The sequence below is a fragment of the Ruminococcus sp. RTP21198st1_G1_RTP21198_201120 genome (assembly GCF_040924265.1).
In the GTDB taxonomy this organism is placed as follows: Bacteria; Bacillota; Clostridia; order Oscillospirales; family Ruminococcaceae; genus Hominimerdicola; species Hominimerdicola aceti.
The window spans coordinates 1-20399 of the sequence record NZ_JBCOMH010000027.1 but is presented as its reverse complement, the minus strand read 5'-3'; the positions used below and the strand labels follow the sequence as shown (position 1 = coordinate 20399).

Here is a 20399-nt window from a genome sequence, read left to right as displayed (position 1 = left end):
TTAAAAACTGAAACAATATGCCTTTCGTTTTTGTCGCCAAACTCCGCCAAAAGCAGGATAACCGAGGCAAGCAAGCCCTCTGCTGCATCGTAAAAGAACGCATTCTGACCGTAGCTTGCACTGTCACCTCCGCCGATATTGATAATTGTCTTTGCTGTTATCTTTGCATACTTTTCCGCTTTTGCTTTCGCAGAAAGATTGGTTTTGTCCTGCAAATACAGATCCATATATTTATTCACAAGGTGCAAAATGTTGTTCTCATCACTCCTTGTCGGATTTCTTAAATCAAGCACAGAAACATTGTAGCCGTAATACTTTTTGGCGATAGTTCCGTAATTTCTCGCCACATCTCCCTTTGTGTCTGTACTGACAAACGACATTCCCGAAGCACAGGCAAGCTCTATATTCGGATACAAAAAGTAAGCGGTCTTGCCGACTCCTGCGGCGCCGATCATAAGAGTATGCACATCACCGTCATCCACAAGAGCAACAGTCTTTTTGCCGTGCGTTCGGCAGGCTACAACAGTTCCTTGAACAGTCGGCAGATTTTCACCTTTACGCCATTTCTCAGGCTCAAATGGCAAAGGGATAAAAGTCTGCTTTATCTCCGATTTAGTCGCCCACCTCGCAGTTCCATGCTGACCGTCACCGACCTTTTTTGCCTTTATTCCGTTAAGCGACTTGTTGTCAAGCAGATTTACAACCACTAAAAAGGCGATAAAAGCTACAACAAGTGCTCCTATGAAAATCATTTGTTTTTCATTCAATTCACCACTTCCAATCTATAAAATATTCTATCTTTTGTATTTAATAAGATAGTTAGTTTGTTATCTTCAAGGTATTGCGCTGTGAGGCGGAGGGTATCGCATTACCCGAACTCCATACACGGTTCGGGTTCAGAAATAATATCTATATCCTCGCACTGCTCCTGAATCGGTACACTTAAAGCTTCCTCAACCGACAATCTGACAGCATTATCCGCAAGCTGATACAGCAGTTTCGCAGTATTTATACACTGCTCACGGGTACGAGCTGTTTGCCTTAGATCTTTCATTACTGCCGTAACACATTCCTGCAAATTTCTTTGCTTAGCGGCTGCTTTGCCTTTATCTGTGTACGGCTTGTACTCATCTTTCAGCTTGAATTTTAACTTTTCAAACATCAGATTTTCGTCCTTTGGTGCAATAAAAAAAGCAGAGCTTGCAAGTGCATACTCAGCCAAATATTTGTATTGTCTGTTTTTAAACGTTGCATAGATCTGCGAGGTCAGCTTATCAGGACGGCATTTCAGATACACAAGTTCGCTAACTTCTTTCAGATATTCTTCCTTTCGCTTATGAGGAACAGCAGGCAAAAATTTCGCTCCGTTTTTTGCCTTTAAATCTTCATTCCAATCTTTAAATTTGGGAGCAAATCGCCGTACATTTTCATAGCCGTTTTCTCTCAAAATATCCCGAAGTCTGTCAACAGCCTCGATTCCGCCCTCATCGTTATCAACGCAGAGAATGACTTCTGACAGGTTAGAATGGTTCTTTAACGCTGTTAAAACGGCATTTTCATACACACCGTTCATTGCAATGTAGCTGTTTTTCTGCCATTCCTGCGGATAGAGTGTAAGAAAACTCATCATATCAATGGGAGCCTCAAACACGAACAGCTTTTCCGACTTGCCAAAGTGGGAAAAGCTGTAACGGGTATCTGAACCCTCGCAGGTAATGCGGAAAGTTTTCCCGAAAGAATTGGTTGAACGCTTGCTTGCCTGTCTTGGAACTCCGTTTTCATCAAGCCCTACAAACACTGCATTGTGGTGCTGTTTGTCCTCATAAAGTGTATGCTGTTTTGCAAAAAAACTGATAATTTCGGGATTAATAAACCGCTGTTTTATGAGGTATGCGAACACTCTGTGCATATTGCTGTTCGCTTCGGGAAGCTTGAACTCTTTTGTTTTTTCTTCATGCACAACAGCTTTTGAAGGAGCATAAGAGAGGGGAGTTATCGTCTGTCCTAACAGTTCGTGAACAGCCGTCTGAAAGTCCATATCATAGAATTCCTGCATGAATTTTATTGCTCCGCCGCCCACTTGATTTTTATGGTCGAACCAAGTCGAGCCACGGAGCGTTATGCTGTCGTGCCTGCCCGAACCGTCGTAGTAAATGAGCTTATGCTCTCTGCCGACACGTTCCAGTTTTTCGCCCCGCATACGCAAAAACTGCTCCAAGTCTACCGAATTTGCAAGGACTTTTTGTTCGTCTGTAAATGGGATATATGGCATAACTACACCAACCTTTAATACTTGACATTTTCCGCAAGCTTACCCATAAGCTGCGAAAAACTCTGTCTTTCCATCATATCCGTACCGAGATATGCTCCTGATACTACTGTCAGCTTGTTCTCAGAAAGCACAGCATAGGTTTCCGTGTACCCAAACTGCGTCACCATACCGTCAGACTTCTGAACAGAGCCGTACTGCTGATATTTTCCTTTTGAATATACATTTGTTGTCATACGATAATTTGACACAAAATCATCCTCAGTGATACCGCTCATCTGTGCGGAGGTCTGTCCGAAATAGTAATCCCCGAAGTTTTCAAGGATATATTCCATGTCGTAATCAAGATTACTTTGACTTAAATCAATGCATAGAACATTAACTATTCCTCCGCCGTTTTTGCCTTTAAGCATAATTTTCTGTATTCCGTTTGACTCATCTTTTTCCGATTCAAAGGAACAGCCTTTCATCGACTCAGTAACCAATTCGCTTGTATCTTCAAAGCTGATATTTGAATCGAAAAACTCTGCGATAAAGGTATCGGACTTTACCTGTTCATTGTTGACGGTACTTTCGACCTCCGAAGAGACAGCCGAATCCAATGACTCGGCTGTTATCGGATTTGTTGTAGTTTCCACCGTCTGTATTGGCGGACTGATCGTTCCGCAGGCGGTCATTGCCAGCATAAACACTGCTAAAAATGCGGTTATTACTTTTGTTTTCATATCCGTTCCTACTCCTTATCAAATAATACTCCAGATGTACAGCGGACAGGTCAGAGAAAAGATCAGACAGCCGAAAATTATAGCGATCGGCGTCCACTCCAACTGACCATGTTTGCGGTAATCCAAGTATGCCAGCGTTATCTTAACAAACAGCAAAACCGCCAATATTACGTCGATCACGGGGAATACAACGTTGTTTACAACCGACACCACCTGCGATCTTGCAGTGGTCCAAGTGCTTGTAACCGCTCCCGCAACATCGCCCGATGCGTAAGCAGTTAGCGACATCATCGCAGCAAAGCACAATGCGCTTGCGACCGCTGCAAGTATCTTCTTTTTCGTCTTTTTTAACTTCATTTCACATCACTCCTCTATAATTTTTCCTACCAAAATTGTACGACTGTTACCCTCCGCAGAAGTGCAGGTGGACAGCGTTATCAGGTTATCATCGGGAGAAATACCGATCTCCTTGTAAATGCTCGCACAGTTTCTAAGCTGTGAATCCCACTCTTCAAAGGTTGGGTCGGCAAGATAAAGTCCGCTTGTATCAGAAGTCCTTGCCACCGCAAAGAAATCTATCAGCCGAACATCGTCATCGGTAGTCAGCCAGCCGTAGCTGTGGTTCATAAAATATTCTTCGTTTTCGTAATTCGGAATGTCCGCAAAACACGTTGCGTTTCCCATATTGTGACCGTAGATAACACTATTGAAATCGGTGAAATCCGAGGAATTTCTGTAGTCCATAAAAAGCGAGCCTGCGTACAAATATGAGCCGTCCACCGCTCTGTGAGAGTAATATTCGTTATCGCCCGACTGCATGATCGGGTAATCGATATTCGTGTCGGGAATATACAGCCATGCGACAGAATCGCTATGATCTTCGGAAAGCTGCCGGACCTGTGCGGTCAGTTCGTCTTTTGTATCCTCGGGAACTCTGTCTGCGGACGGCTTTTCAGAACGGTTATCTACCGCCATATCAAGCGTTTCCTGCGCTATCGGGGTAGGAGCGTATATCATAATATCACGCCACTTAATTTTCTGTGCCAAATCGTTTTTCACAAGAAGATAAATTCCTCCGCAAAGGAGAGCGGCTGCACTGACGGCAGCCGCAATTCTAATCGCTTTCTTATTCATGCTTTTTCCCTTTCTTTGTGATGATAAGGACAGCAATAATCAAGCTTGCAGCTCCAAGCATTGCGTAAGCCGCAAAATTGCTGTGGCTATCGCCTGTATACGGGGTATCAGGAACATCAGATATTTTCTCAGCCTCGTCTACCATAACAATCAGCGGATTGCCGTTCTCAGAAACAGCGGTTGCGTCCACATTTTCTACAGTAATCTTGCCATAAACATCAACTGTAAATCTGATGTCGGTTGCGATAACATAACCGTCGGGAGCAGCAATTTCCTTAAGTGTGTAACCTCCCGCAGGAAGTTCGGTAACAACATGGTTTGTTCCATCGGAAGTCCATTTATCAACGACTTCGCCATCAGAATTTTCAAGCTGCATTTCTGCACCTGCAAGCTCGTTTCCATACACATCTTGTTTACTTATCTCAACAGTTATAGGCTTATTTACTGCTATAATTTCGATAATTTCTCCGTCCTCAGAAATAGTCACGGGGTAGCTTTCATCGCTTAAAATGTAGCCTGTGGGTGCTTCGATCTCACAGACAATATATTCTCCGTAGGGGATTTCTGTAAATTCAAATTTTCCCTGTTTATCGGACTTTGCGGTCATAATTGCATTCTCCTCTGTAAATTCTGTACAGTCAGTATAAAACAGTCCGAACAATGCGTTTTCAAGAGGTTCATCGCTCTCGCTGACTTTTATGCCCTCGATTTTTCCACGCTTCAGATCGTTGGTAAACTGACCACAGTCGATTGAAACAGTCTGAATATCCTGTCCCATATACTCGAAGTTTACAAGATACTTTTCGCCGTTGAGAACATAATGCTCGTCGGTTGCAATTTCCTTCACATAGTACTTGCCAAAAGGCAGAGCAGTATCAAACTTTGCAGTCATATTTTCATCGAGTGAGACTTCCGAAATGAGACCGTCGGCAGGAATTACCGAGCCGTCAGCGGCAATAATTTCCTCTGCCGCAAACAGTCCGAAACGAACTCGTGTATATTCATCGGAGTTACCGATGTTAAATAGCTCGTCCTTTTCCATGACCTTAGAAAGTGAAATTTCTACACCCTGATAATCGTTGACAAATGACGTATTTACGGTATCACGAACAGCAATTTCCTGTCCTGCATAGGTCAGTTCAACTGCCTGTATTTCGGAATTTTTTACATATCCGTATGGTGCGGAAGCTTCCACTATTTCGTATTTTCCGAGATAAAGAAGATCAGTTTCCGCATACCCGTTTTCATCGGTCGTGATCTCAGCCACAACATCGCCTGCGTTGGCTCTGATCGTGCCGTCAAGAGTAATAATATCCTCGCTTGCAATCACCTGAAATACTGCACCACTGAGATTTCCTTTTGCAAAAACGGGAGTATAGGTGGTCTGCCCACTTTTGTGAACCTCGCCGTTTTCATCGATATATATTGCGCTGCCAAGAGCAGTTACGCTTGCAAAAACATCACCTGTTTTCTGAACCGAAATTTTGCCCTTCTGTGCGGTATTTGTTTTCTCCACAACTACGGTTTCTACTGAACCGTCAATTGTAAATGGAACAGGCTTTTTATCAAGCACATAACCCTCCGCCGACTGCACTTCGTGAAGCTCGTAATCGCCGTAAGCAAGCTCCTGCGGCAGCATCAGCGAGCCGCTTTCATCGGTGTAAAATGTGTCGAGAATCATTTCTGACGGATAGTAAATTTTTTGAGAAATATATTCGGAATTTGCACAGTCCCAAACCTTGAAGCCGATGCCCGAAACGGGAATTACATTGCCTGTTTCAGCGTCCTTTTTCACGATTTTAACAAAGGATTTTTTCACTGCGTCATTGAGCAAATAGAAATATTCTTTTTCGTTTTCGCTGATTACAACCTCAAAATCCTCCATATATTCGGTGCTTTCCCAGCCCTTGGTCTGATGAACGACATAGATTCCGTAGGGGAGCTTTTTTGTCGCAGCATAGCCGTTTTCATCGCATACGAGATAGTCTTTTTCGCTGTCTTTTGCAGCTTCATAAGAGCCTGATGACTTGAGATAAACCTCAAACTCTGCACCGACTTCGGGAGTTTCGATCTGCGTTGAGCCGTCATCGGAATGCTTGATGATAGCAATATTCCCCTTGATCACGTCCTCGGTCACTGTCATAGAAATGGGGTTATGCTCAATGGAATAATTCTCAGCTTCTGCACCAACCGAGTACACAGTTTTGTCAAGCAGATAGCCCTCGCTTGGTGAAATTTCCTGAACCGTGTAGTTTCCGCAGACATACTCTTTTGTCTTGAAATATCCGTTTTCATCTGTGGTGTATTCGTCTATCAAAACACTGTCTTTAAACACGCCGTAAACCGCTCCCGCAAGGCTTGCATCGCCTTGTTTTTCAGCCTTTTCCGAGTCTTTTTTTGTAACTTCCAAAGTGAATTTTTTAAGCACATTTTCAAACGTTACAGAGGTAGTTTCATCAGCTGTCAAAGTAACCGTCTGACTGGCAGGAACAACATACTTTATGGGAACGTTTTTTTCAGAAATCGTGTAAACAATTTTCTGATTGTTACTGTCGTATACGGGGATATCGGAAAGAATTGCAACACCGTCAGAACCGGTTTTTATGCTGTAAGTCTTGCCGTTACCTGTGACAGTAAATTCTCTGCCTCCGTTCTGATTATCCTCAGACTGCTTGTTGATCTTAATAGAACCTGTTTTGAGTTCGTTGTTGAACTTTACATTGACAGTCAGATCAACGTCGCCGTCGGTAAGCTTGACATTCTTCGCCTTGGGAGTTTCATATCTCGTATCTACGTTGATTTCGGATATGGTATATGAAATTGCTTTTTTACTTGTAAGATCGTATACGTTAAGACCTTTAAACTCCGCAATTCCGCTTGAATTTGTCTTTGCCGTCTTGGAGTGAGATTTTCCGTTCTGAGTCCATGTTACTCTAAATTCACGCTGACCGATTATACCATCCTCGGCAGTTTTATTGATTATGATGTTTCCTTTAAGATAATCCTCGGTAACATTTACGTTTTCATTTGCATTAAGTGCAAATACTTCAGTTGATAGGCTGTAGCCTGTAGGTGCTTTGATTTCTTTAACATAATACTGCTTATTCGGAAGTTCAATCGAGCCGCTTCCGTTTTTATCGATTTTGATTTCTCCTGCTTTGTTTTTGCAAGCTTTATCAGTGTATACGCCGTAAATAGCCTGTGAACCGTCAATAGGACTGATACCATTGATCTTTACGGTATTATCAGCTTTATAGACTTTTGTAATAGTAAATTTCACATCTTTGGATGTGATCCTGAACGCCGACATATTCATGACAGTCGCAGTTTTACCGTCGGTCTTGTTATTGATAACAACTCCCTCAGAGCCGTTAGCCTCGATTCTCCAATGCCTGCCGCCTGCACCTTTTCCGTCACCGACTGTTTTGGAATTGATAAGACTTTCTGAAACGCCGATAGACTTAAGATAGCTTACTACCTCGTTTCTTGAATTGAATTCACCCATGTAAATCCACGCATGATCTTCGCCATATGGATTCTGAGCCACCACTACCGAACCGGGAGTAATCGTCGAACCGTCGGAACACTCCCAATAAGGACGGTCTGTTGTCTTGATATTTTTCTTTTCAACATCGATCTTAGAAGTTTTACCGCCGTAGCTGATAGTGCAGTTGTCGTTTACCGACAGCCAGTGATCGGTATCAACGGGAACAGGATTATTCCATGAAAAACCCGATGTTTTGTATCCAAGCTGTGTCAGCGTATAATACACAAGTCCCGAACAGTCGATACCGAGATTGTTTATCGTCCGTACCGACAGCGGAGTATACTGACCCTGATTGTATGCGTACCAGTATCCCTTATTCCCAAATGTATACGGAGAACCGAGAAGCGTCGCCGCCTTTGCGATCACCGTATCGGAAGACGGAAACGCAGAGTTTTCGGTCGAAGTACTTGCGGCATTTGCTGTTATCGCTCCGCTCACAGATGAACCGAGCATAGAAAAAGCGCAGAGTCCTGCCATTAACCCTGCGCTGAGTTTTCTCAATATTTTTGATTTTGTTTTAAACATATATTGCATTTCTCCTTTTCATTTTTGCAAAGAAAAAGAGCCGAAATTTCTTCGGCTCTCTGTTTATTAGTATTTCGTTTTATTCGTGTAATTCTTCATAGCTATAATCGCTTATCATTCTTCCATCCGCAATATGGTTTTCATCAATATCAATAACCTCTGTAAAACCATAGTTGTAGTCAAGAAAAGCGCCTGCCTGAGTATCAAGAACATACCATATTCCGTCAACTTTCACTATATTGGCAACGTGTCCGTATATTCCTGAGTCAGTCCAGCAAGCATAGCAATCAAGCCCTATACCTTGACAGATTAGGTATGTCTTGTATGAATAATTCACGCAAGTACCCGAACCGTTTTCAGTCATCCAGTTGTATACCGCTTCTGCCTTGCTGTAGTCAGAACCATCATGCAATAAGTTTCTGCCAATACCCATATACCTTTCTTCCTCAGTAGGCTCCGGTGCAGGCGGTTCAGTCTGCGGCTTTGGTGTAGTCGTAGTCGGCGGATTTGTCACCGCAGGCTTTGCCGTTGTAACCGGAGGAGAAGGGTTGTTATTCTGAGGCTTATTGTCAGACGATTGGTTATTCTGTTGCGCACCGTTATTGCTCTGATTGTTATCGGGCTGCTGATTATTCTGTTCAGGCTGATAATTTACCTGACCGTTGTTATTCTGAACAGCATTGTTTTGTCTCTGATTCGAATTGCCGTTCGCATTTAATGAACTGAATTTTTGGGTCGTAGTTACTGTGGTACCCGTCGGCTTTGAGGAAGAGGATACCGTTTGCGAATTCTTTCTCGTAGTAGTCGTGGCTTCGCTTGTATTCTTTTCTTCTTTTGCCGATGAAGTTTCCGCAGTATCTTCGCCAGCCGTGCTTTCGGAAGCAATTGCTGTAGTAGTTCCCACTTTGGATTCTGTATCGTCTATCTGTCCGCAAGCCGTGAGCAGAAGACTGCATATAGCTAAGATCGTTATCGCTTTTTTCATAGTATCACCCCGATAAATTTGTTTCTTTCACTATATCACAGAGATACATCATAATCCAGTCTTTTCAAAGAAATTCTACCAAAGCAACAAAGTATACAGTATTCTTTTGTGAGATATTTCACATTGCTATCTCAGGTTCAGGTTCGTCCGCAGGCTCGTCGGACATTTCCTCGTCGGGAGTATTTTCAACCTCAATCTCTGTTGCCTGTATCTGCTGAAGTTTGACATCGTAAGCATTCAGAACAGCCTGATTAAGTGCATTTCTCGCTGCTTTTGTTATAGCGTGAAAAATGTCCGAATACTGCTTGTTGCCGTCACGGTCGGTATATGAAGTTGACGGCATATTTACAAATCTGCCTTTCTCGGTTTCCATTACTTTCAGTCCGTGAACAGCAAACATTCCGTCCATTGTAACACTGGCATACGCTTTTACCGATGAATCCTGTTTGTCAACAAATCTGTTGATTGTTGCTGTAATTTTCATTTGCATCACCTGATCCTTTCGTTTATGACATCGTAATTTCAGGTTCTTCCGTTTCCTCAAAGACCTCGCAAAGAGCCTCAATATCCGCCATCTCCATTTTCCCCAATGCAATAATAGGGTTCTTAAACGTCTTGGAATACTTTTCGATCTGCTCATCGGTAAGTGAACAGCTGTCCCATTCGCCGTATTCGTTCATATAATTTCCTGAAACAAAGAAAGTTCCATGTACAAGAACATTTCCCACAATACGATTAGGCTGTGAACCATTAAGCAGGAATTCATCGTTGCACCAAGCAATCGCAGTTTCTTTCGGCTCAAAATATATAGGTTCGATACACCCTCCGACTATTGCCTGCATATCGTGAATATCATCGCCGATTTCCTTTTCATACGGCGCTTTTTCAGGCTCAATAACAAGTATTTTCATTTACAAAACCTCCTCATCTTCATTGCAATAATCCCACAGCGGACAATCACTGCAGTCATCATGCATAGCGCAAGTCCTCTCAATCTCTTCCTCTGAGATACCGCAGTCACGGCGTTCTCTTTCGGGAGCATTTCGCCATATCGTAAGCGTCACTCCGCTATCATCGCACTCCGTTTCTACGCTTACGGGATCGCCGTTTTCATCAAAAAGCCCCGAAAATACGCTTTTTCCGTTGTCTGCCATTACTTGTGCAAAAATTATTTTTTTCATAAAATTATACCTCCAAAATTGTCTGTTTCATCGTCAAACAGCGAAAGTTGGCGAACCGCCCGTAATCTCTCGCTTGTATCGTAATTTGAAATTAAAAGCTCCGCATACTGCGAACCTCCATCGTATCTTTGTGCAAGGTTGTTTATTCTTGAAATTTCCTCGATGTGAATATTCGGTTTGTCCCACAGCTCACGGATTTCGGGACAGTCATTGTAGGAAACAAGGAATTTACCCTTGATATCCATTAGCGAATCTCTGAGCCTAATATGATCCTTGGTTTTAAAACCCACGTCCTTGTAGTAGTTTTCGGTTGCAAAATACGGCGGATCGCAGTAAAAAAAGCTGACGGGGCGATCGTACTGCCTTATCAGCTTTTCAAAATCCTTGTTTTCAACTACTACCTTCTGCAATCTTCTTGCCGCCAAGTCTATCATCGGGAAATCCGACCAAATAGAATGCGGCTGACTTGCAAAGCTGTCAAGTCCACTTGCGTAGCTGTATCTAATAAGCTGATAAAACTTCGCCGCCCTGTCAACATCACGAAATCTGCTGAACAGACCTCGCTTGTGAAGACTAGCAATCCAGTCGAAATCTTCACGAGAATCGAGGACATAACGAAGCTTGTATTTCAGCTTATTCGGTTTATCTCTTACACAGCGGTACAGGTTTGCAAGGTTTCCGTTAAAATCGTTGTATACCTCAAAATCCATACCGGGCGGTTTGCGAAAAAGCACCCAGCCTGCACCGCCGAAAACCTCGATATATCGCTCATAATACGGCGGAAATCTTGCCAGTACTGCGTCACGCAATGCCTTTTTACCGCCTACCCATGACATAAAACTGTTCATGAAATTCCTTTCTGCCGTTTAAAGCCAATGACAGAAAGAAAGTCGCTTTGCTAAAAACAGAAGTTTTCTGTCATTGGCAAAACGACCTTGTCCTAGCGCGGACGGCGCAATTTACGCTCAAATTTGATATGAACTACACTGCCTGCCCGCTGATTTTCATTTGTTGTATTTTCAGCCCTTGATTATTGGATCGACGTAGCTGAATATGATTCGTTTCTGTTCAAGGTAGCCGTTGGCTTTATTGACCTCGTTACACAGCTCCTTGTACTGCCGTTCCGAAAGTACGGGCTTTGTGGCTCTCAGCATTGCTGGAATACTGCCGAGGCAGAACTTGAAGTCAACTTTAGCTTTAATTCTGTTTGTGTGCATCACTTACCTCCTTGTCCAGACGTGCGATCTCTTTTTCCGCTGCCTTAAAAGCCGCAGCAAGACTGCCGACCGTCAATCCGATAACCCCTCCGATTATCATTCCTATGAATAAATACGTCATTACATCATCTCCATTCCTAAATCTTCGGTTTCTTCCTTAGGACTGCAATCTTCATTCTGTTTTTGTTCATTTTCTGAAACAAAACCGCCAAGTCTGTTTGGAACATAATCGGAAAGCCATGTACCGCCGAACTGCTCGTGAGTCTGCAATCTCCACATCGCAAGTTTACCGACATCAAGCTGAACGTCATCAAACGGAAACAGCAGACAAGTCAGATTTTCATTTTTAAAAGTATATGCTTTTTCAAATCGACTTTCGTTCTGCAATATTCCGCTTTCCGTCAGCATATCGTTTATGCCGTCAACCCATTCTTTAAGGTCGCCGCCGCAGCCTTGCAGGATAAGAGCCTCGCTGTTATTCATTTTTCTCAGATCGTGTAAAGTAACGCTTATTATCTCCATTATTGCAAAACCTCCTTCCCATAATATTTCTTCAGCAAATTTATGACGAACTGCTGCCCCCTGCCCGTAACAAACGTCTGCTGATAAGTCTTTGTCATAGTCGGAGTTTCAAAAACCGACTCCTTTACGGAAAAATATCCTCAGTCGATAAACGCCTGATAGGGGAGATTATTCGCCATAAGAACGCCTTTTCCTTTGAGCCAGCCGTAAAGCTTGTTTCTGCCGACGGGGATATTTTCCGCTCTCGCAAGCTTTGCCATTGCGTTCATGTCGATAAGATTATCGGTATTTGACACCTGATTCGCAAACTCCACCAACGGTTCGTCGTGGCGGATACGCTCGTTGAGCTGATTTATCGCCATCATCTGCAGACGGAAAAGATTCTGATACGGCTCGTCGAGGAATGGGAGATAGTTATCGATAAACATATCTTCGTTAGCTACGTAGCCGCCTGTTTGATTGATTTGAGGCAGGATCTTATCAAATATCCACGACTCAAATTCCGCAGCTCTTGGCAGTTTGCTGTGTGCGACAAGTCTGTAAACATCGCCCTCAGGAATAAAAATCATCTTAATGGTCTTGCTTGGGGACTGCGGATGAGGTAGGTCGTGTTTCACGCCCCACCTGCAATGCCGCCTTATTGCGTCCTTTGTGTTGCTGTAGCCCAATGCAGAAGCCACATCCTTGCCGCAGAACATGATTCTGCCGTTATCTTCCTTTAAAATTCTGAGCGAACCAAATTCCTCATTTTCAAATATCTTTATCATATTATTCATTTGCATTCTCCTTGTCAATTTCTAAAATAAACCTTGCAAGAGCCTCAATAACATTCGTAGTAACGGCATTTCCTGCCTGCTTGTAAAGCTGTGCGTCGGACATTCCGGTTGCCGCCACCTTGTTGAACTGCTCGTCTGTAAACCCCTGCAAACGCCAGCATTCCAAAGGCATGAGCCTGCGGATATATCCGCAGTAGATCACCCCGTGTTTATCGGTGACAGTTATCGTAAACATCGGTTCGTTTGGGAGTTTAAATCTTCGCCCTTGCTGACGAACTTTCTCCTTTTCGGGAGTAAGCACCGCAATCGGATCGCTAATCACGATCACCCCCGACTTTTCTCCTTTATGGTGACCTATACCGCTGTCCTGCCTTGACGTTATGCACCTCGCAAGCTCTGTAACTTTCGGTTCGGGATTCATATCGATACACATAGCGTAATATCCCTGATTACAGCTTGTTGTCAGCGTGTGTGCTACATCGTGACCTACACGTCCTCGTCTTGAATTAATGTTAGGGTAGGCGAGATCAATACTGTCGCCGGGCAATGCTAACTGATAGCCCGACTTGGTTTTGACCTTGATCGGAAGTCCTATGATCTCGTAAAGTCCTGTCTTTCCTCCGAAGCCTCCTGCCGTTCCCGTAAGCGTTATGCTCAGTCCGTCGGCTGAGTACACTCTGCAGCCCTCTCGTCCGGGTATGCGTTGTACAAGAGTTTTTGGATTTGCGTCCGTGAAAGACAATACTTTTCCGGCGCATTTTTCTCTAAGAAATCCGATAATGAACACTCTTTTTCGGGATTGGGCGACTCTAAAATTTGCGCTGTTAAGCACCTGCCATGCGACATCGTACCCCAATTCGTCCAGCGAACCAAGGATGGTCGCAAACGTCCTGCCTGAGTCATGCGATAACAATCCGGGTACGTTCTCAAGCAGCAGATATTTAGGTTTTTTAACGGCAGCGATTCTGGCAATTTCAAAGAACAGAGTTCCTCTTGCGTCGTCAAATCCGCCCCTTTTTCCAGCGATTGAAAAGCTTTGGCAAGGGAAGCCTCCGCATATAAGGTCGAAATCGGGTAACTCGTTTGGGTTGATTTTTCTTGCGTCATCGTAATACACCTCGCCTTCCGTATCGTACATTGTTTCGTATGCTTTTTTAGCATATCGGTCAATCTCGCAGTACCCGACGCACTCAAAGCCTCCTGCTTTTTCAAGTCCTGAGCGGAATCCGCCGATGCCTGCAAAGATATCGAAATACTTTATCATTTATCACCGATCCTTTCTTGTTTGTGTAATAAAAAAACGGCTAAGTCTTTTTCAAAACTTAACCGTTACATTGACATTTCCATTTATTCGGATTCTTCAAAACCCTCAGTTTCTGTGATTTCTTCAGATTTTTCCTGCTCATCCGCCATAGCCTGTTCCTGTTCGATTTTATGAAACTTATCCACATCGGGGATAACGCCAAGCGTTCTTCCGTTATCAAATTTACAGTGCAGAGTACCCGCATCGTCCACAAATTGAACTATGCCTTTAGTACCTGGTGGAATTGGACGGGGATCGTTATCCATACTGTCAAGGCATATCCGAGTTCCTTCGGGATATCTCTGTCTAAGCGTTTCTACTTTCTTTTCGTTGTAAATCATATTACACCTCACATCGTCATTCCCATATCGGGTTCTTCGGTCATGTCCTCAAACTGATCGCTGTTCATTTCTTCCTCCGTCTGCAAAAACCATTTGTCGGAATTCCAAAAGCTGATATAAATTTCTCCGTCGGGAGTTTTTATCGGTCTTTGCTCCAGACTCTCTCCTGCGCCGTCGCTTAACTGCCCGGTACAATATTCACGGAGATCCTCAAGTTCATCTTCCGTAAGCTGACCGTGAACGTTTGCTGTGACCACTCCCACAAGTTCTCCGTTATGTTCTTCGACCGACATAAATGCGGAAAACACCTTTCGGTCAACAGAATTGCCTCTATCGTACCAATGCATCAGACCTCGCTCTTTTTCTTCGGGCAAATTGAAATCGCTGATAAAATGATTTATCTCCGATTTGTAAGCAGAAGCTTCATAGGAGGAGATTTTTTCGTATTCCTCATCAGACCAACATTCAGGTACTCTGCTGATCTCAAGGGGACAGTAAAATTTCATTTCCTGCAAATGCGTCTGAATATGATTTTCGTACAACAGCTTTGCGTTTGGAATATACTGAACGTATCTAGCGTAGGATGAGCCTTCAGCTTCGATCAGCAGACCGTCACCCTGTTCCTCATCGTAGATCAGCAGACAATGATAAATATCATTGCTGTCACAGTACATCAAATCTGTGTTCTCAGCGATCAGGTCATTGTCCTGCAAGGGATGCCTTTTCAGATTATCAAACTCAGCATGAGAAACTGCTATCGCTTTCTCCACCGCACAGGACTTTGTCTTAAATTCTAACTCCTTGCGAAGCAGATTGGTGTTGATTATAAGTTTGTTGTTCATTGTGTTTCCTCCATTCGTTTTATTTTTCCTTTTTAATAGTATATCTGCCACATGGCTATCACGTCCTTCCTTGAGGAATAAAAAAAGACCGCTTTGTCGTTTATCACATTTCGTGATATTTGACAAAACAGCCTTCTAAACTTTGTGAATGTTTTTTCATAAAAAAAAGCAAGCCGGGAGCGAAATCTGCTCAAAGCTTGCCGTTTTATTTGACAATATTCATTTGTCGAGGGTTCAAATCCTTCCGGTCGGTGAAAATCATGAAAAAGCATCCATGGTTTTACACTAAAAATTTTCGACTGAAAAGCATGAAAAAAGCCCGTAAATACGGGCTTTTAAGGGTGAGCATCCATTTAGTCTCACCAATATGGTGCGGATGACGGGACTTGAACCCACATGACCTTGCGATCACTAGCACCTGAGGGTAGCGTAACGACAGTGCGAGATAGCGCCCGATATCCGCCTTTATTTTACTTTACTATTCTCCCGTCACTTATCTCAATAATCCTGTCGCATTGTTCGGCGATTTTGGGATCGTGAGTAACTATCACTACTGTACGTCCCTGTTTATTCAATGATTTGAACAGTGCCATGATCTCCGCAGAGGTTTTGGTATCAAGCGCACCTGTTGGTTCATCGGCGAGTATCATGCTCGGTTCGTTGACTATCGCACGGGCGATTGCAACTCTCTGCTTTTGTCCGCCAGAAAGCTTATTGCAGGGCTTTTTCGCAAGTTCTCCAATGCCAACAGATTTTAATGCAGCAAGAGCCTTTTCTTTTTTATATTTTATTTTCTGCTTTGAGAAATTGAGTGGAATCATAACATTTTCCAAAGCTGTGAAATCTTCTACAAGAGCAAAATCTTGCATTACCATGCCTATTTTTTCATTACGAATTTTTGCATATTGCTTTTCTGAAAGATTTTTTACCAGAGTTCCGTCAATAGTATATTCGCCTTCCTGATAATTGTCAATGCAAGCAAGAATATGCAAAAGTGTAGATTTTCCTGCTCCGGATTTGCCAATAACAGCCACAAGCTCTCCGTCATTAATCTCGCAGGAAACTCCGTGCAGAGCTTCAAATTCGTTGGATTTTTTAGGATTGTATTTTTTTGTTATGTTTGATATTTTTATCATGATTACCTACCTGTTTTCCTTAATATTCTGAATGATGTCAAGTCTTTTTAAAGTAAAATACGGTATTATCATTGCTGAAATGAATGCAATACATAATAGAATAATTACAGCAACAGCTTCTGATGTTCCAATCGAAAAATAATTACTGAATTTCACTACTGCTTTTGCATGTTCTTCTGAATAAAATGCAGCTAAATCGATATAGCGTTTAATATAACACCAATATGAATAGCTGAATTTTACAATAAATGCTATTAATGTTGAAATTATAACCAATAAACTTATTACTACTGCATTTATACCAATACATTGCTTTCTTGTCATACCGTTAAGGCAATAAATACTATATGTCTTAATTTCTTTTGATACACTTAATGCAGTCATTCCTATAAGAGAAATTATTGCAATTAATGACGCTGTTATCAAGAAAATAATATCGTTCTGAAAATTCTTTTTATCACGGATATATGTGTTTTGATAAGCCTTCTTCAAATCAACACATTCATATTTATTTGATGTTGCAACGGAAAAAAACTCATTTTTTTCTTCTTGAGTAATATCATCTTTCAGCTTAACGGATTGACTGAATGGTTCTAAAAAAAAGAAGTATTTTTTTGCTTTTTCTTCAAAAAAATCCGGAGAATATTCAGCAAAAATAGTTGCTGAATTAAATTGCAGCATGTTATCTAAGGATAAATAGTTATCTGTTTCAAAAGACCCATGTTCACAAATTTCTTTATAATATGACTAATCAGCCAAACCAACAATTTTTCCTTTTATGGCTCCGTCAACGTCACCCATAGATACGTCAATAACATCGCCGATATTATAATTGCTGCTTGAAAAAGCTACCAGATTAAGATAATCATCTGTTTGTTCTGCATCAGAAAGCCAATTTCCACTTTGCATTTTAAAATTCAAATCATTAATATAATCAGTACTCAATAAAGTTATTAAATCATCAGGGGTATATGTTAGTGTAGAATCATAATAAGCATATATTTTCCCTACATAAGGTAATTTGGATATATCAGGAGGAGCGGAACATTCATCTAAATTTTCTTCTTTAAATATTTTATCATATTTTTTATCCAGCTCTTTATATTTTTTTCTAATTCTTCCTGTGTAATTTCTTGATTATTCAGTTTGTCCAAATAAGGCTGAAATTCAGCATCAAAAGCGTTTGAAAGTTCACCAGCTCTGTCGTCTTTTTCTATACTATAAGAAATATCATATTGAATATAATAACTATCCCCTTCACATATCTTTTTTATAAGATTGCTTGTCACAAAATAACTGCTTATTTTGGTTAAAATCATACTTATTAAAAGTGTTATTACTGCAAATTGAAATAAAATTAAAATAGTCATGAAAGGACGTCTTTTCAACTGTTTAACTGCATACTTAAAAATCATTTTATCACCCTTTCATCTTTTGTTTTATCTGAATAGCATTCTTCTTACAATAATAAAAAAGAACAGGAATAAATATCAGCAAACACAATACAAAAATGATTAAAAATGCAATGATTACATGAATCCGGGAATATCCATAATAAAATGCCACATCATATTTTTTCAAAACATTTATCAGAATTACTCTGAAAATAATAAAGGCAACTCCGAATTGCATAATTAACAGAGCTATCATTTCAGAAACAAAAATTTTCATTAAATTTCCTGGGGAAGCACCACAAAGCTTGAAAATATATATTTTGTTTACTCGCATTTGAAGTATAAAAGAATATAAATAAGCACATGAAATAATTGCTGCAATTACCATAAGTAACAAGCAGATATTTTCAAAATCAAGCATAACAGGAGCGTTTTCTAAAATATCATCCATTACAGTTTCTATTTTAAATTCCGGAAACAATTTTTCATGTTCTTTTTTACATTCCTTGATTTCCTGTACACTTAATTCTTTGTCGAATACAATTGAATATGTTGTTGGAATGATATTATTTTTTATTAATGACTTCTGAGTTAAATACCCATTAGCCATATTATTAGGAGCATAACTACCTATCACCTTGAAATTTGTATTGTCGTATGTCATAGACTTTAATTCTGTACCAATTCCAACAATAATCATTACTTCATCGCCATTTTCTATTTCATCATCAGAGAAAAAACGACCTTTCATAGGTTTGTATTGTTCAGAAAATTTTTTTAAGTTCTCTTTTTCGTCTGTGATGAAACAGCCCATATAACCTTCCTCGGAATTCAGATATCCACAAACATAATTTACAGAGCTATTATTTTCATAATAGCTCTGTAATCTGTCTGAAATATCATCAATTGCCAGTTGGCATTCATTATTTTTTAAGTCAATTTTATTGAGAGATAAATCGCCTGCACTGACCGTATCAGATAAGCAATCAAGCTTAACCACTACATACAATATTGTAATTGTAGATATAATAAGTGCAATAAACATAATGATAAAAACAACAGTATGTTTAATTATAAAATTTTTTAGATTTTTTATAACAATTGATAATATATTCATTAAATATCTCCTAATTAATGAGTGATATTAGTGCTTGCTCGTCTACGATAAGTAGTACCTGATGTATATGTATTGTTCTGTGATTTTTTTACTGTTGTATTTGCAGGTGATATTATTGGGTAAATATCAGCTCTAAAATATGTAATATCACTATCCCATGTATTCCATTTCATTCCATCACTTAAATCTCTAGATTTTGTTACATTATTATTTAAAGTGTAAGTATATTTGATCTTATCTTTAATTTTCCCAGACGCTTTCCATTCAGCGTACCAAATTACCTTACTAGCATTAGTCTTACCATTGCAAGGGGAAAATGTAACTGTTCCATAATTATATTTAACTTCGTGTATACTATTAACAGCGCCATTGTTACCACGTGCTGTATATGAATTTAGATCTAAATTAATAGAATTTTTATACTTGCAGGAATTACCCGTATTATCTTTTTTACTTGTGCTTGCAGCATCTGCTACCGCAAAAGTTCCAGACATCATAATAGTTGCCAAAGCTGCACATAAAGTTTTTTTTGATGAAGTTATTCATTTTTTTACTCCTTTTATGTTAATATTTATTTAGTAAATCGTTTTACAACATTATAATAACATAGCAATAATATTTTGTCAATATATGTTTATGAACAAAATTATATTTTATTCATAATGTGCAAAATATTAAATAATATATAGGACATTTTCATTGACTTTGTTATAAAAAAGATAATATAATGCACTTTTTAGTTTTGTCTGTTGTGGTAAGTGTAGATGGTTACTATATTTGCAAGTGTTTAGACAGGCATAAATCCGACAAGTAGCAAAAAGACCCTCGAAGTGGCATCTTCTGGGGCTTTTGTGTGTCCGATTGGAAACACATAATCTCTTTTGTGGTTGTTTTTCTTGATTTGTCAATAATACCTCTGGATTATTTTATGGACAAGTCCATTAAACAGTGTGACTATCACATACATAAATATAACTGCCACTCCCTCCCTCTCACAGTGCGACGGCGAAAACGCACATCTTACCCCCGTGTCAAAATCAAATCTTCTGTGCAAAACAATGAAAATGGACCATGACTATTGACAAACGTATTAAAATGCGATACCATAAGAATGGAGAATGATAAAAACTCGTAAAGATTTAAACGTCTTTGCGAGCTTTTTGTTTTGTATATATTTTCGCTGTGAGCAGAAAGGGTGAAACATTAATTGAATAAGGAGGCTTGATAAATTGGAACAATTCAATTCAAAGTCCTGCGAAGAAATTATGACAACCGTGTACAAGCCAATCGAGTTCGTTGTAGACGGCTTGCTTGCACAAGGTCTGTATATCTTAGCAGGAGCACCAAAAGTCGGAAAATCGTGGCTTGCGCTTGATATGTGCTTG

Annotated in this window: 23 protein-coding genes and 2 pseudogenes; 1 reads left to right on the top strand and 24 read right to left on the bottom strand. The window is 40.6% G+C overall.

Annotation, left to right across the window (positions count from 1 at the left end):
* The 24 genes and pseudogenes from AB5627_RS13640 to AB5627_RS13525 form a co-directional block, all read right to left on the bottom strand.
* The coding region (locus AB5627_RS13640; RefSeq protein ID WP_368369901.1) for a type IV secretory system conjugative DNA transfer family protein at nucleotides 1-767 on the bottom strand (767 nt) is incomplete at its 3' end.
* A gap of 101 nt (nucleotides 768-868) precedes the next feature.
* Complete coding sequence (locus tag AB5627_RS13635) at nucleotides 869-2272, bottom strand: DUF3991 and toprim domain-containing protein (RefSeq protein ID WP_302837856.1); 1404 nt, start codon at nucleotides 2270-2272, stop codon at nucleotides 869-871.
* Between the two features lie 14 nt (nucleotides 2273-2286).
* Nucleotides 2287-2994 carry a hypothetical protein gene (locus tag AB5627_RS13630; RefSeq protein WP_302837857.1) on the bottom strand — a complete coding sequence of 236 codons (708 nt, stop codon included), beginning with the start codon at nucleotides 2992-2994 and terminating at the stop codon, nucleotides 2287-2289.
* 18 nt (nucleotides 2995-3012) lie between these two features.
* Complete coding sequence (locus AB5627_RS13625) at nucleotides 3013-3351, bottom strand: DUF3852 domain-containing protein (protein WP_265291032.1); 339 nt, start codon at nucleotides 3349-3351, stop codon at nucleotides 3013-3015.
* Nucleotides 3352-3357: 6 nt separating this feature from the next.
* Nucleotides 3358-4128, bottom strand: coding sequence for a class B sortase (locus AB5627_RS13620; RefSeq protein WP_177442462.1), 771 nt, complete (start codon nucleotides 4126-4128; stop codon nucleotides 3358-3360).
* Nucleotides 4121-8200, bottom strand: a complete 4080-nt coding sequence (locus tag AB5627_RS13615) for a SpaA isopeptide-forming pilin-related protein (RefSeq protein ID WP_265291031.1) — start codon at nucleotides 8198-8200, stop codon at nucleotides 4121-4123. The genes AB5627_RS13620 and AB5627_RS13615 overlap by 8 nt, the downstream gene beginning before the upstream one ends.
* 79 nt (nucleotides 8201-8279) lie before the next feature.
* A complete protein-coding gene (locus AB5627_RS13610) occupies nucleotides 8280-9185 on the bottom strand; it encodes a hypothetical protein (protein ID WP_368369900.1) in 906 nt (301 codons plus the stop codon).
* Nucleotides 9186-9303: 118 nt separating this feature from the next.
* Nucleotides 9304-9669 (bottom strand): SpoVG family protein, encoded by a 366-nt coding sequence (locus AB5627_RS13605; RefSeq protein WP_181979943.1) that lies wholly within the window; start codon nucleotides 9667-9669, stop codon nucleotides 9304-9306.
* Nucleotides 9670-9691: 22 nt separating this feature from the next.
* Nucleotides 9692-10096: a DUF3846 domain-containing protein gene (locus AB5627_RS13600; protein ID WP_118160935.1), complete on the bottom strand. Its 405-nt coding sequence runs from the start codon at nucleotides 10094-10096 to the stop codon at nucleotides 9692-9694.
* Nucleotides 10097-10366 carry a hypothetical protein gene (locus AB5627_RS13595; protein WP_265291029.1) on the bottom strand — a complete coding sequence of 90 codons (270 nt, stop codon included), beginning with the start codon at nucleotides 10364-10366 and terminating at the stop codon, nucleotides 10097-10099. It abuts the gene before it with no gap.
* Nucleotides 10363-11202 carry a DNA adenine methylase gene (locus AB5627_RS13590; RefSeq protein ID WP_038673214.1) on the bottom strand — a complete coding sequence of 280 codons (840 nt, stop codon included), beginning with the start codon at nucleotides 11200-11202 and terminating at the stop codon, nucleotides 10363-10365. The genes AB5627_RS13595 and AB5627_RS13590 overlap by 4 nt, the downstream gene beginning before the upstream one ends.
* 183 nt (nucleotides 11203-11385) lie before the next feature.
* Entirely contained in the window at nucleotides 11386-11583 is a 198-nt protein-coding gene (locus AB5627_RS13585) for a hypothetical protein (protein WP_038671814.1), read from the bottom strand.
* Nucleotides 11564-11704 (bottom strand): hypothetical protein, encoded by a 141-nt coding sequence (locus tag AB5627_RS13580; protein WP_181986911.1) that lies wholly within the window; start codon nucleotides 11702-11704, stop codon nucleotides 11564-11566. The genes AB5627_RS13585 and AB5627_RS13580 overlap by 20 nt, the downstream gene beginning before the upstream one ends.
* Before the next feature lie 71 nt (nucleotides 11705-11775).
* Nucleotides 11776-12105, bottom strand: a pseudogene (locus tag AB5627_RS13575) (hypothetical protein); the annotation flags it as partial.
* A pseudogene (locus AB5627_RS13570) lies at nucleotides 12105-12872 on the bottom strand (phage antirepressor KilAC domain-containing protein). The pseudogenes AB5627_RS13570 and AB5627_RS13575, both read right to left, overlap by 1 nt.
* Nucleotide 12873: 1 nt before the next feature.
* Nucleotides 12874-14145, bottom strand: a complete 1272-nt coding sequence (dcm, locus tag AB5627_RS13565; RefSeq protein ID WP_022286654.1) for a DNA (cytosine-5-)-methyltransferase — start codon at nucleotides 14143-14145, stop codon at nucleotides 12874-12876.
* An 83-nt stretch (nucleotides 14146-14228) separates the two neighbouring features.
* The gene (locus tag AB5627_RS13560) at nucleotides 14229-14525 is read right to left on the bottom strand and encodes a DUF4314 domain-containing protein (protein WP_022286655.1); all 297 of its coding nucleotides are present in this window, start codon (nucleotides 14523-14525) and stop codon (nucleotides 14229-14231) included.
* Nucleotides 14526-14533: 8 nt separating this feature from the next.
* Nucleotides 14534-15367, bottom strand: a complete 834-nt coding sequence (locus AB5627_RS13555) for a DUF6329 domain-containing protein (RefSeq protein ID WP_022286656.1) — start codon at nucleotides 15365-15367, stop codon at nucleotides 14534-14536.
* 470 nt (nucleotides 15368-15837) lie between these two features.
* Nucleotides 15838-16503, bottom strand: coding sequence for an ABC transporter ATP-binding protein (locus AB5627_RS13550; protein ID WP_265291024.1), 666 nt, complete (start codon nucleotides 16501-16503; stop codon nucleotides 15838-15840).
* Nucleotides 16504-16509: 6 nt separating this feature from the next.
* On the bottom strand, nucleotides 16510-17184 hold the full coding sequence (locus AB5627_RS13545) for an FtsX-like permease family protein (protein ID WP_265291022.1): 675 nt from the start codon (nucleotides 17182-17184) through the stop codon (nucleotides 16510-16512).
* Nucleotides 17185-17250: 66 nt separating this feature from the next.
* Nucleotides 17251-17448, bottom strand: a complete 198-nt coding sequence (locus AB5627_RS13540; RefSeq protein WP_265291020.1) for a hypothetical protein — start codon at nucleotides 17446-17448, stop codon at nucleotides 17251-17253.
* Between the two features lie 107 nt (nucleotides 17449-17555).
* Nucleotides 17556-17873: a hypothetical protein gene (locus tag AB5627_RS13535; protein WP_265291019.1), complete on the bottom strand. Its 318-nt coding sequence runs from the start codon at nucleotides 17871-17873 to the stop codon at nucleotides 17556-17558.
* Nucleotides 17874-17922: 49 nt separating this feature from the next.
* A complete protein-coding gene (locus AB5627_RS13530) occupies nucleotides 17923-19014 on the bottom strand; it encodes a hypothetical protein (protein ID WP_265291018.1) in 1092 nt (363 codons plus the stop codon).
* Between the two features lie 14 nt (nucleotides 19015-19028).
* Nucleotides 19029-19523 carry a hypothetical protein gene (locus AB5627_RS13525; RefSeq protein ID WP_265291017.1) on the bottom strand — a complete coding sequence of 165 codons (495 nt, stop codon included), beginning with the start codon at nucleotides 19521-19523 and terminating at the stop codon, nucleotides 19029-19031.
* Between the two features lie 756 nt (nucleotides 19524-20279).
* On the opposite strand from AB5627_RS13525, the gene AB5627_RS13520 reads away from it, so the two are divergent.
* A partial coding sequence (locus AB5627_RS13520; protein WP_298485797.1) for an AAA family ATPase occupies nucleotides 20280-20399 on the top strand: 120 nt, incomplete at its 3' end.